Source organism: Mesorhizobium sp. 128a, assembly GCF_053848025.1.
Window position 1 is genome coordinate 17,926 of the sequence record NZ_JBSPKY010000038.1, and the last position, 11,934, is coordinate 29,859.

General features: G+C 62.9%; 10 protein-coding genes. 6 read left to right on the forward strand and 4 right to left on the reverse strand.

The features are described 5' to 3' along the window. Positions 1–42 precede the first annotated feature (42 nt). Positions 43–945: a LysR substrate-binding domain-containing protein gene (locus ACWTU9_RS31915; protein ID WP_455861791.1), complete on the reverse strand. Its 903-nt coding sequence runs from the start codon at positions 943–945 to the stop codon at positions 43–45. Between the two features lie 92 nt (positions 946–1,037). Between ACWTU9_RS31915 and ACWTU9_RS31920 the strand changes: the two genes are divergently transcribed. From ACWTU9_RS31920 to ACWTU9_RS31935, 4 genes are all read left to right on the forward strand, one after another. Next, positions 1,038–2,588 (forward strand): trimethylamine methyltransferase family protein, encoded by a 1,551-nt coding sequence (locus tag ACWTU9_RS31920; protein ID WP_455861792.1) that lies wholly within the window; start codon positions 1,038–1,040, stop codon positions 2,586–2,588. Positions 2,589–2,651: 63 nt separating this feature from the next. Beyond that, entirely contained in the window at positions 2,652–4,301 is a 1,650-nt protein-coding gene (locus ACWTU9_RS31925; protein ID WP_455861793.1) for an ABC transporter substrate-binding protein, read from the forward strand. Positions 4,302–4,396: 95 nt separating this feature from the next. After that, positions 4,397–4,876, forward strand: coding sequence for a DUF3828 domain-containing protein (locus tag ACWTU9_RS31930; RefSeq protein ID WP_455861794.1), 480 nt, complete (start codon positions 4,397–4,399; stop codon positions 4,874–4,876). Further along, positions 4,876–5,487 carry a hypothetical protein gene (locus tag ACWTU9_RS31935; protein WP_455861795.1) on the forward strand — a complete coding sequence of 204 codons (612 nt, stop codon included), beginning with the start codon at positions 4,876–4,878 and terminating at the stop codon, positions 5,485–5,487. The genes ACWTU9_RS31930 and ACWTU9_RS31935 overlap by 1 nt, the downstream gene beginning before the upstream one ends. Before the next feature lie 212 nt (positions 5,488–5,699). On the opposite strand, the gene queF is transcribed toward ACWTU9_RS31935, so the two are convergent. Then, entirely contained in the window at positions 5,700–6,161 is a 462-nt protein-coding gene (gene queF / locus ACWTU9_RS31940) for a preQ(1) synthase (protein WP_454589420.1), read from the reverse strand. Positions 6,162–6,219: 58 nt separating this feature from the next. Between queF and ACWTU9_RS31945 the strand changes: the two genes are divergently transcribed. Beyond that, the gene (locus ACWTU9_RS31945; protein ID WP_455861796.1) at positions 6,220–8,265 is read left to right on the forward strand and encodes an oxidoreductase; all 2,046 of its coding nucleotides are present in this window, start codon (positions 6,220–6,222) and stop codon (positions 8,263–8,265) included. A 152-nt stretch (positions 8,266–8,417) separates the two neighbouring features. Here the strand turns inward: ACWTU9_RS31945 and ACWTU9_RS31950 are convergent, their stop codons facing one another. Further along, positions 8,418–8,825 (reverse strand): hypothetical protein, encoded by a 408-nt coding sequence (locus ACWTU9_RS31950; RefSeq protein ID WP_455861797.1) that lies wholly within the window; start codon positions 8,823–8,825, stop codon positions 8,418–8,420. Positions 8,826–9,016: 191 nt separating this feature from the next. On the opposite strand from ACWTU9_RS31950, the gene ACWTU9_RS31955 reads away from it, so the two are divergent. Continuing rightward, positions 9,017–9,421 carry a MarR family winged helix-turn-helix transcriptional regulator gene (locus ACWTU9_RS31955; RefSeq protein WP_455861798.1) on the forward strand — a complete coding sequence of 135 codons (405 nt, stop codon included), beginning with the start codon at positions 9,017–9,019 and terminating at the stop codon, positions 9,419–9,421. 22 nt (positions 9,422–9,443) lie between these two features. Here ACWTU9_RS31955 and ACWTU9_RS31960 read toward each other — a convergent pair whose 3' ends face one another. Beyond that, positions 9,444–11,510, reverse strand: coding sequence for a putative bifunctional diguanylate cyclase/phosphodiesterase (locus ACWTU9_RS31960; protein ID WP_454589416.1), 2,067 nt, complete (start codon positions 11,508–11,510; stop codon positions 9,444–9,446). Between the last annotated feature and the right edge of the window lie 424 nt (positions 11,511–11,934).

The following is an 11,934-nucleotide window of genomic DNA, read 5'->3' on the forward strand; positions in this document are numbered from 1 at the left end:
CTTAGGGGGAGGGGCAGAATTGCGCTGGCGGTGGATCAGTGACTACGCCTGCGCCGCCAGCCAATCCCTGACCTTGCGCGCATTCTCGCTCAGCTCGCGGTTCTTCGGCCAGATCACGTAAAACACGTTGCCGGTCTTGAGCACATGATCCGTCACCGGCACCAGCAGACCCGATGCCACCAGCCGCTCGACCAGATGCCGCCAGCCCAGCGCAATGCCTTGTCCTTCCATGACCGCCTGGATCACCAGCGCATAGTCGTTGATGCGAAGGCCGCGACCAACATCGCTAAGGCTGGCGCCGGCCGACTGAAACCATTCGTCCCAGTTGGCGGCCTCGCGATAGGGCTCTTCCAGATGGATGAGCCGGTGCGTGGCCAGTTCGGCGACGGTCCCCGGAAGGCCGAACTTTGCGAGATAGCTGGGGCCAGCGACCGGGAAGATCTCCTCGGCGGCCAAAGGCAGCGAGTGATAGTCCGCCCATTGCTTCGGCAGGCCGCCGCGCACGCCAAGCGGAATGCCTTCGGCGATGATGTCGAGGTCGCGGTCGGCTGTCTGAATGCGCAGGTCGATACCGGGCAGTTCGTCGCGGAACTGCTGCAGGCGGGGCATCATCCAGAACGAGCCGAAAGCCGTCGACGCCGCAACCGTCACATGGCCGCCGGTCACCTGCAGGCGAAGGTCCTCTGCCGATTTGCGGATATGCGACAAGCCCAGCGAGACATCGGCGTGGAAACGCTCGCCGGCCTCCGTCAGGATGACCTGCCGATGGCGGCGCTGGAACAACTGGGCGCCGAGCTGTTCCTCCAGCCCGCGCACCGCATAGGAGACGGCGGCCTGCGTCATGCCGAGCTCGCGCCCGGCGGCGGTGAAGCTCGATAGCCGGCCCGCCGCCTCGAAGACGATCAGGCTGCCGGCCGACGGCAGGAGGTGGCGCAGGCTTCGCATAAGCTGAGCTTATACAAGAGATCAGGATTTTCCAGCGTCACATCCATATTTCGTCTCGCTAACTTGGCTGGACAGGACGCAAGGGAGGTTCCATGAACGCACCGGCCGCTGAACTGACCGAGCAAACCCACCGCCGGGGCGGCGGTCGCCTGGGGCGCAAGGCGCTGAGGAGCGCACCCGTCACCTCGTTCCCGACCCTGGTCCGCCAGATCCCTGCCTATCAGATGGTCCCGGATGAGGCGGTGGAACTGATCCACCAGGAGTCGCTCGCCATCCTCGAAGAGGTCGGATGCGAGTTCCGCGACGACGAAGCCATCGCCATGTGGAAGGCGGCGGGTGCCGATGTCTCGGAAACACGTGTCCGCATCGATCGCGCCCTCCTGCTGGAACTGGTCTCGAAGGTTCCTTCCGAGTTCACGCTCAACGCGCGCAATCCCGAACGCACCGTGCGCGTCGGCGGCAAGAACTCGGTCTTCGTGCCGATGTATGGCGCGCCCTATGTGCGCGACCTCGACAACAACCGGCGCTACGGCACGCTTGCCGACCTCAACAATTTCCACAAGCTCGCCTACATGGCGCCGGCGCTGCATTCGTCGAGCTCGATCATCTGCGAGCCGATGGAAATCGCCGTGCCGAAACGGCATCTCCACATCATCCATTCGGCGCTGAAGCACTCCGACAAGCCGTTCATGGGCATCGTCACCTCCAAGGAGCGGGCCGAGGACACGATGGCGATGGCTGGGCTGGTCTTCGGCGACGAGTTCGTCCGCGAAAATCCGGTGCTGGTGTCGATCACCAACTGCAACTCGCCGCTGGTGTGGGATGCGACCATGCTGGACGCCATGAAAGTCTATGCCCGCCACAACCAGCCGCTGATCCTGGCGCCCTTCGCGCTGTGCGGGGCCTCGACGTCTGCCTCGGCTGTCGGGGCGGTAGCGCAGGTCAATGCCGAAGCACTGGCCGGCGTTGCTTTCACGCAGCTCATCCGCCCGGGTTCGCCGCAAATCTACGGCCAGTTCATGGTCACCGTCGACATGAAGACGGGCGCCCCGATGGGCGGCACACCTGAGGCGGCCCAGATGATGTATCTGATGGGCGCGCTGGCGCGGAAGTACAAACTGCCCTGGCGCACCTCCGGTTTCCATGTCGGGTCGAAACTCAACGACGCCCAGGCCGGCTATGAATCCAACATGCTGATGCATGCCGCCATCCTCGCCGGCGCCAACTACATCTGGCATTCCGCTGGCTGGCTCGAGGCTGGCCTGACCTGCGGCTACTCGAAATTCGCCACCGACTGCGAGCAGCTTGTCGGCTGGTACAAATATGCCGGCGGCCTGCCGTTCGACGACTTCAAGGAGGCGATGGCGGCGATCCGCGAGGTCGGGCCGCAGGGGCATTTCCTCGGCACCCAGCACACGCTCGAGCATTTCGAGTCCGCCTTCTTCATGCCATCGATCATGGACTTCAACTCCTACGAACAGTGGAAGGCTGAAGGCGCCAAGGACCACGACACGCGCGGCCGCGAGAAAGCCCGCAACATGCTTGCCGATTATGAGGAGCCGAAGCTCGACGAGGGCGTCGCCGAGGGCCTCAGGGACTTTATCGCGCAGCGCGAGGAGAGGCTGCCCGACAGCGTCAGCTGACAAGACACCAGCGTGAGTTTGATAACGGGCGAAGACCCGACGGGAACCGCAAGGGAGGAAGACATGACACTGTTCAGAAGCAATGGCGATCGCGTCCCAGCCGCCATCGAGACGATGGCGCAAGAGACGCGTGCGGGCCGCATGGACCGGCGCGAGTTTCTTGCATTGGCAAGTGCGTTCGGCGCCTCGACGGCGCTGGCCTATGGCATGATCGGCCTCGCCGCGCCGGGACAGGCCTTTGCCGAGGAGCCGAAGAAGGGCGGCACGCTGCACATATCGATGTCGGTCAAGGCGCAGAAGGATCCGCGCACCTATGACTGGGTGGAACTCGCCAACATCTCGCGCACCTGGCTGGAGCCTCTGGTTCGCTACACCAGGGAATTCACCTTCGAGCCGGTGCTGCTCGAAAGCTGGGACGTCAATGACGACGCCACCGAATACACGCTGCATGTGCGCAAAGGCATTAGCTGGAACAATGGCGACGCTTTCAATGCCGATGACGTGGTCTTCAATGTGACGCGCTGGTGCGAAAAAGGCGTCGCCGGCAATTCCATGGCCGCCCGCGTCGGTGCGCTGATCGACGCCAAGACCGGCAAGGCGAGGGACGGCGCAATCACCAAGGTCGACGACTTCTCGGTCAAACTGACGCTTGCCGAGCCCGACATCTCGCTGATCCCGAACTTCACCGACTATCCCGCACTCGTCGTCCACCGCAGTTTCGATGCCGACGGCGCCGACCCGGTCAAGAAGCCGATCGGTACAGGGCCGTTCGAACTGGTCTCCTACGATGTCGGCCAGAAGGCGGTGGTGAAGCGCCGCGAGAACGGCAAATGGTGGGGCGGCGAAGCGCCGCTCGATAGTGTCGAATTCATCGACTACGGCACCGACTTCAACGCTTCGGTCAACGCATTCGAATCCGGTGAGATCGACCTAAACTTCGAATCGCCGGCCGACTTCATCGATATCCTCGACAAGATGGGGCTGGAGAAATCGGAAGTCGCGACTGCGACCACGCTGGTTGCGCGCACCAACGTCACGCACAAGCCCTATGACGACCAGCGTGTGCGCAACGCGCTGCAGATGGCGGTCGACAACCAGGCGGTGCTGGAACTCGGCTATGCCGGGCGCGGCACCGTCGGTGAGAATCACCATGTCAGCCCGATCCATCCGGAGTATTTTGCGCTGCCCAAGAAGGCGCGAGACGCCGCCGGCGCCAAGAAGCTGATGGCCGACGCCGGCCAGGCCGACTTCGAGCACGAGCTGATCACCATCGAGGACGATTGGCAGAAGAACACCGGCGACGCGATCGCCGGCCAATTACGCGACGCCGGCATCAAGGTGAAGCGCACCGTGCTGCCGGGGTCGACCTTCTGGAACGACTGGACGAAATATCCCTACTCGATGACCATCTGGTACATGCGTCCGCTCGGCGTCCAGGTGCTGGCGCTCGGCTACCGCACCGGCGAAGCCTGGAATGAATCCGCCTATTCCAATCCGGATTTTGACGCCAAACTGAAGCAGGCGCTTTCACTGATCGACGTGGAGAAGCGGCGCGAAGTGATGAAGGATGTCGAGCAGATCCTGCAGGATTCCGGTGTTATCATTCAGCCCTTCTGGCAGAAGCTCTACAGCCACATGAACAAGAAGGTGAAGAACTACGGCGTCCACCAGACCTTCGAGATGGACCTGCAAAACGTCTGGCTGGACGGCTGAGACGGTGCACGCCAGGACTTCATGAGCCGCAAAAAAGCCGATATGCAGGATGTGTGGTATTGCGACCTTGCCGCCGAACATCCGGAGAGTCCTGCATGAAACCGATAGTGCTGGCCGCTGCCCTTTCGATTGCCTTGCCCGCCGTCGCGCTGGCCGGGCCGGCTTCGAACGCCGTGAAGTTCTTTTATGTGCCTGAAGTGAAATTCGAAGGGGACGCCAAATATCGCGACCGCTTCACCGAGCCGGTGACGAAACTCTTCGATCTCAACGACCAGGCGCAGAAGAACAGGCCCGACGAGGTCGCCTGCCTCGACTTCGATCCCGGCCTCGACGCGCAGGATTTCGACCAGAAGACGATTGCCAGGACATTGAAGCTGGCAGAGGCCGTCAACGGCGATACGGCCGAGGTGACGGCGACGTTCAGCCTTTTTGCGGAAGGCGATGAGTCCAAACGTGAAATGCTGTGGTCGCTGAAGAAAATCGACGGCAAATGGAAGGTCGCCGACATCTCCTCCAAGACCAGCAACTGGACGCTGAGCGCACTGGAGTGCATGCCGGACAAAGCTCCGGAGTGATGGCGACGCGCTGTCTCGCTTTGGCGTTGTCGACTCTAGCGATGCTGGCGGCAGGAGGGCTGAACGGTGGTGCCTTGGCTCAAGGGCTGCTCGGTCCGCCACCGGCAAATGCACCGGCCGAGACAGTGCCGGACGGCGCACAGCCTGCAAATCCACCTGGCAATGCAGTGGAGCCGGCGACACCACCCCTGGCATGGCCGCCATCCGAGCCGGCCGCGCCGGTCCTGCCGGGCTCGCCGACGGCAGTCGTCAAGCCGTTCTACGAACGTCTCGGGCTGGAGCTCGATCCGACCCAGCGCAAGAACTTCGTCGATCCAGCCAAGACCGTGCTCGACAAGAGCGATGCGCTGCGGGCGTCGGGGCAGGGCGAATGCCTCGACCCCAACATGGCGCTCGACAATGCCGATTACGACAAGCTTGCAATCGACAAGAGCCTGAAGAGCATCGAGGCCGTCAATGGTGATCAGGCCAAGGTTGTTGTCGCCTTCGTCGTCGAAGGCAATCAGCACCGGCTGGAGTGGAAGCTGAAGAAGGTCGACGGCGCCTGGAAGATATCTGACCTGCTCTCGGTGACCGGCGAATGGGCGCTGAGCCAGTATCAATGCGAATGATGGATGGTCAAAGTCGGCGATCCTTCGCGCCCCCCTCTGTCCTGCCGGACATCTCCCCCACGGGTGGGGAGATCAGCAGTTTCGCTGCCCCGCTCGTTCTGCCACGTCTGAGATTGGTGAAGACCGTTGCGCCAGCCAATCTCCCCTCAAGTGGGGCAGATGTCCGGCAGGACAGAGGGGGGCGCTGTCCAGCCGACATTAAGCGTGAGAATTCAACCCCTTCCGCGATAAGGCGCAACGCCGGTGTCGGGCAGCCAGGCGCCTTCGGGCGGCGCGCCGGTTTGCCAGAACACGTCGATCGGAATGCCGCCGCGTGGATACCAATAGCCGCCAATGCGCAACCACAGCGGTTTGGTCGCCGCCACAATGCGGCGACCGATCATCACGGTGCAGTCTTCATGGAAAGCGCCATGGTTGCGAAACGAGGTCATGAACAGTTTGAGCGACTTCGATTCCACAAGGGCGGCGTCGGGCGCGTAATCGATGACGATATGGGCGAAGTCCGGCTGGCCGGTGACCGGGCACAGCGAGGTGAATTCCGGGCAGGTGAAGCGCACGATGGCCGGCGGCCCGTCGCCGCGCTGGAACGGCACGGTCTCCAGGACCGCTGCTTCAGGGCTCTGTGGCGTCTCGACCTGGGTGCCGAGCTGGGTGAGGGTTTTGGTGTCGATCATCGCGGTTTCCTTGGGATTTTCCGCGCTCATTAGCACAGTTTGACAAAGCAGGAAGACAATGACCGCCAACGATCCGCTTCTCCAGCCCTATCAGCTCAAGCACCTGACGCTGAAGAACCGGGTGATGTCGACCAGCCATGAGCCGGCCTATTCCGAGGACGGCATGCCGAAGCAGCGCTATCGGCTCTACCACGCCGAGAAGGCCAAGGGCGGCATGGCGCTGACCATGACCGCTGGCTCGGCCATAGTCTCGCGCGACAGCCCGGCCGCCTTCGGCAATCTGCATGTCTATGACGACCGCATCGTGCCATGGCTGGCCGAACTGGCGGACGCCTGCCACGAACATGACTGCAAGGTGATGATCCAGATCACCCATCTCGGCCGCCGCACCGGCTGGAACAAGGCCGACTGGCTGCCGGTGCTGTCGGCCTCGCCGGTGCGCGAGCCTGCGCACCGCGCCTTTCCCAAAACAATCGAGGACTGGGACATCGAGCGCATCGTCGCCGACTATGCGTCCGCCGCGCAGCGCTGCCAGGCCGCCGGCCTCGACGGCATCGAGTTCGAATCCTACGGCCACCTGATGGACGGCTTCTGGTCGCCGGCCACCAACCAGCGCGACGACGAGTTCGGCGGTTCGCTCGACAACCGGCTGCGCTTCACCGACATGGTGCTGGATGCGGTGCGGGCGGCGGTCGGCGAAAAATTCGTCGTCGGCATCCGCATGGTCGCCGACGAGGATTTTGAGAAAGGCCTGTCTAAGGAAGAAGGCATCGAGATCGCCAGGCGGCTCGCCGGCTCCGGCAAGGTCGATTTCCTCAACATCATACGCGGCTCGATCGAGACCGACGCAGCGCTCACCAAGGTCATCCCGGTGACCGGCATGCGCTCGTCGCCGCATCTCGACTTCGCCGGTGAGGTGAGGGCGGCGACGAAATTCCCGACCTTCCATGCGGCGCGGATTTCCGATGTCGCCACCGCGCGCCATGCCATCGCCACCGGCAAGCTCGACATGGTCGGCATGACCCGCGCCCATATCGCCGATCCGCACATCATCAAGAAGGTCATGGAAGGCCGCGAGCACGAAATCCGCCCTTGCGTCGGCGCCACCTATTGCCTCGACCGCATCTATGAAGGCGGCGAGGCGCTGTGCGTCCACAATGCGGCGACCGGTCGCGAGGCCGAAATTCCGCACATCATTGTCAAGACAGAAGGACCCAAGCGGAAAGTCGTCGTCGTTGGCGCAGGCGCCGGCGGACTGGAGGCAGCCCGCGTCATGGCAGAACGCGGCCATGACGTCACGGTGCTCGAAGCCTCCGGTCAGGCCGGCGGTCAGGTTCGGCTGGCGACGCAGAACCCGCGCCGCAAGGAGCTGATCGGCATCATAGACTGGCGTCTGGCCGAACTCGACCGGCTCGGCGTCGAGATCCGCTACGATACATGGGCCGAGCAGGGCGATGTGCTGGCGTTGGAGCCCGACGTGGTGGTGATTGCGACAGGTGGCCTGCCGCAAAACCCGCCGCTGACATCAGGCGATAATCTCGTGACCTCGAGCTGGGACATCATGGCCGGCAGCGTCAAGCCGGCCGAAAATGTGCTGCTTTTTGACGACAATGGCGGCCACCAGGGCATGGGCGCGGCGGAGCTGATCGCCAATGCCGGGTCAAAGCTGGAACTGGTTTCGCCGGAACGTTTCTTCGCCCCCGAAATGGGCGGCATGAACCACGTTCCCTATATGCGTGCATTCCAGGAAAAGGGCGTCACCATCACCATCAACACCAGGTTGCGCTCGGTGCGGCGCGAGGGCAACCAACTGGTCGCCGAATTGGCCTCCGACTTTGCCGATGGCTGGCGCGGCGAAAGGCGGGTCGACCAGGTGGTGGTCGAGCATGGCACGGCCCCACTCGACGATCTCTATCTCGCGCTGAAGCCGCTGTCGAAGAATGGCGGCGCGGTCGACTACGAACGGCTGGTCGGCGGTGGCGATATCTTCCCCTCACGCAATCCCGAAGGCGGCTTCGTGCTGTTGCGCATCGGCGATGCGGTCGCCTCACGCAACATCCACGCCGCCATTTATGACGGCATCAGGTTCGGCTTGCGGATCTAAATCCGTTCCGCCCGATGGGTGGCGCGCAGCCAAACCTCTGTGCGGAGAGCCACCTTGCACATCCGTCCGAGCTGCGCGCCGCGTACGCCACCGGCGGGAGCCAGGCGACGCACGATGCGGAATGCTTCAACCGGGCGATAACGCGACAGGGCTCAAATCATCCTGGCGGTCGCCATGCAAAGGACGGTGAGCACCAGCAGCCAGGCGGCGATGCGCTCGCCGCCAGCCATTTTGGCGCGCAAAGCCCTCTCCGTGGCGGCGTCCGCGCCGGCAAGCAGCCGGCTGGTCTTGCGAACCACGACGCCGAGAACGCCGGCAGCCGCGAAGGCGGCCAGGATGCCCAGCGCCAAGACCATTTCCATCGAGCCGAAATAGGCGCCGTGGAAGAAATACCAGAGCAGTGCGCCGGTCACGAACACCACGCCTGCCGAGCCCATTTGCGGCACGATGAAGCGCTCCGCCTTGATCTCGGGATCGCGGGCAAGCGTGATCGTGGTGCCGGCCCAGAACACGCCGGCCATGACATGAAGGCCGATAATGACGATGTAGACATATTGCATGACCGTTTTCCTCGTTGCCCGCCGCCTGTCCCTCGGGTCCTGCCGAATGCAGGACAATACGCCTGGTAGATCGACAGGCATGATAGTTAGGTATCGAATGATTCGATGTCAATTAATAATGCCGCGTTCCCTCGCTCGGTGCCTTGTTCTACTGTCGGCTCATGACTCCCTTTGACCGCCCGCCCGTCGGCATGAATCTCGCGCGTACATCCAAGCTGGTGGCGCAGGCATTTGACGCCGCTTTGGTCGAGGCTGGCGGCACGCTTCCGGTGTGGGTGACCTTGCTTTCGGTCAAGTCGAGCGAGCTTGCCAATCAACGCGAGCTTGCCGGCATGATCGGGATCCAGGGCGCCACGCTGACCCACCATCTCAACGCCATGGAAGCGCAAGGCCTGCTGACGCGCCGCCGCGATCCCGACAACCGCCGGGTTCATCAGGTCGAGTTGACGCAAGCCGGCGAAGTGATGTTCCTGAAACTGCGCGCGGCGGCTCTCATCTTCGACAAGCGGCTGCGCGAAGGATTGCCGGACGACAGGCTGGCCGAGTTCGCCGAGGTGCTGGCAGCACTTCGGGCAAATGTCGCGCCGGCCAAATGACCGGCACCGGCGTGGCAAAAGTCTAGGCTAAATTGCCCTGCAGCACCTTAAGCTTGGCTTTCTTCGGCCTGCGCGCCAGCAGCCATTCGCGCGCCTTGTCCTGCGGCATCGGGAAGGCGATGGAATAGCCCTGCACCTGGTCGCAGCCGATCGCCATCAGCGAATCGAGCTCGGCTTCGGTTTCCGCCCCCTCGGCGACGATCGAGATGCCTAGGCCGCGGGCCAGTTCGGTGATGGCGCGCACGATCTTGCTGTTGTCGCCATTCTCGTTGATGTTCTGGACGAAGCGGCGGTCGATCTTCAGCCGGTCGATCTCGTTCGGGTTGACATGGCTGAGCGAGGCATAGCCGGTGCCGAAATCGTCGAGTTCGAGATGGACACCGGCGGCGCGGATGTGCCTCAGCTTGGCTGCGATGCCGGTCTTCTCGTCGTCGAGAATGACGGATTCGACGATCTCCAGCGACAGTTTCTGGGGCGCCAGGCCGGCCTTTTCCAGCGTCGCGAACAGGAAGCGGTCGAAATCGGGCTCGCGCAGCTCGGTGCCCGACACGTTGACGGCAAGCCGCCCGAACTCGATCCCGGCGCGATCCCATTCGGCTGCCTGCTCGATCGCCTTGGCAAAGACGATGCGGCCGATCCCGGGCATGAAGCCGCATTTTTCGGCGACGGGAATGAATTCGCCTGGCGAGATCATGCCGCGCTCGGCATGTTTCCACCGCACCAGCGCCTCGATGCCGCTGATGGCGCCATTGGTCAGCGACACCTGCGGCTGGAAATAGACCTGGAAGGCACTCTCCGCAATGGCGACCTTGATGTCGTGCTCGAGCTGCTTGCGGTAATCGAGTTCGCGCCTGAGTTCCTCTGAGAAGAACGAGAAGCTGCCGCCGCCAAGCTTCTTGGCGGAATAGAGCGCGAGGTCGGCGTGGACGAGCAGATCCGCCGCATTGTCGGCGTCGATGGGATAGACGGCAATGCCGGCGCTGGCGCCCGGAAGGATGGTCGTGCCCTGGAACATGATCGGCTCGTTGATCTGCTCGAGGATGCGCCTGGCCAGCATGTTGATGTCCTCGGTGCCACCGGCGCCATTGAGGATCATCACGAATTCGTCGCCGCCGAGCCGGGCGCAGAGATCCGACGCGCGGCAGGAATCGAGCATGCGCTGCGCCGTGACGACGAGCACATAGTCGCCGGCGGCGTGACCGAGTGTGTCGTTGATCTGCTTGAACCGGTCGAGGTCGAGCTGGATCACCGCCAGCCTTTCGCGCCGGCGATGCGCGCCCTTGATCAGCGTTTCGAAATGATCGGTCAGGAAGGTGCGGTTGTGCAGGCCGGTCAGCCCGTCATGCACGGCGATGAAAGCCATGGAGTTGCGGGCATCAACAAGCTCATGCGTCTTGCGCAGGATAGCCTTCGACATCGGCCGGAAGATGAAAAGCGCGACCAGCACGATGACACCGATGGTGGCGTAGAACAGGGTGCGGTGAAGATCGAGCAGCTTCTCCGACCGTTCGTCGGCAAAGGCGTTGATGCGCTGGCCAAGTGCGGCATAGCCCGACAGCGTCGCGTTGGCGACGGAGGCGTCGAGGTTGACGCGCTCGCCGCCGCCCTTGTAGGCGCCGTTGTTTCTGAGCTGGGTTTCAAAGGACGAGATCAGCCTTTGGCCATTGGCGACAAGCCCGACCGAGAAATAGTCGAGGTGGAACGGCTTGGCGTACAGCACGCTCTCGATCGATCTTGGATCCGACCGGGCTGGCGACAGCGGGTCGGCCCCCGTCTCCTCCAGCAGGAGATCGTAATTCGTCTCGAACTCGGTGGTTGCCTGCTTGAGTGCCGCGACCAGGGCTGTCTGTTTGTCGCGTGAAGCAGAACCGGTGGCGCTGGCCAGGAAGACGATGCGCTGCGACAACGCCTTCTGGGTGCCGACGATATCGAGCAGCGTGTGGTTGTGCTGTTGCGCCGCCATCATTTGCTGCAGCAGGATGAAGGACGCCATGACCATGGCTGCGATGATCAATAGAGCCAGCCAGTAGCCGGTCTTGATCAGCAGGATGAGCTTGCCCGAGATGGTTTGCGCCGGCTGCTGCGACATATTCTAGGTGACCCTCGGTCGAACGGAGTTCTGCCACGGATTCATGACAAGAACACCATTGACTTGAAAGGGTTAACAGGTCCGAAAACCTGCGGAACTGTTGCTTCAACAGTAATCGAAAGCTGGCGGAATGGTTATCAGGGTGTTCACGGGTGACGTGAAACTTGATGGCATTGTTCCGCAGCCGTGCCCCCCGGGCGCGCAAACGATGGCCGTCCGGCTTCGCTCCTCGCCACCGAAGCCGTCGCTTTTGCGATGGATTTTTGGCCCGCGTAGCGCGACAGTCCGCTGCAAACCGAACAAGGCCGAACCATGACCACAGCATTCCTTTCCCACATCGACAGCGAGCTTGCCGGGCTGAAATCCGCCGGGCTCTATAAATCCGAGCGGGTGATCACCTCGACCCAGTCGGCTGAGATCGAGG

Coding starts and splice junctions, on each gene's coding strand:
- ACWTU9_RS31915 (WP_455861791.1), bottom strand. CDS start 945: ATGCGAAGCCTGCGCCACCTCCTGCCGTCGGCCGGCAGCCTGATCGTC.
- ACWTU9_RS31920 (WP_455861792.1), top strand. CDS start 1,038: ATGAACGCACCGGCCGCTGAACTGACCGAGCAAACCCACCGCCGGGGC.
- ACWTU9_RS31925 (WP_455861793.1), top strand. CDS start 2,652: ATGACACTGTTCAGAAGCAATGGCGATCGCGTCCCAGCCGCCATCGAG.
- ACWTU9_RS31930 (WP_455861794.1), top strand. CDS start 4,397: ATGAAACCGATAGTGCTGGCCGCTGCCCTTTCGATTGCCTTGCCCGCC.
- ACWTU9_RS31935 (WP_455861795.1), top strand. CDS start 4,876: ATGGCGACGCGCTGTCTCGCTTTGGCGTTGTCGACTCTAGCGATGCTG.
- queF (WP_454589420.1), bottom strand. CDS start 6,161: ATGATCGACACCAAAACCCTCACCCAGCTCGGCACCCAGGTCGAGACG.
- ACWTU9_RS31945 (WP_455861796.1), top strand. CDS start 6,220: ATGACCGCCAACGATCCGCTTCTCCAGCCCTATCAGCTCAAGCACCTG.
- ACWTU9_RS31950 (WP_455861797.1), bottom strand. CDS start 8,825: ATGCAATATGTCTACATCGTCATTATCGGCCTTCATGTCATGGCCGGC.
- ACWTU9_RS31955 (WP_455861798.1), top strand. CDS start 9,017: ATGAATCTCGCGCGTACATCCAAGCTGGTGGCGCAGGCATTTGACGCC.
- ACWTU9_RS31960 (WP_454589416.1), bottom strand. CDS start 11,510: ATGTCGCAGCAGCCGGCGCAAACCATCTCGGGCAAGCTCATCCTGCTG.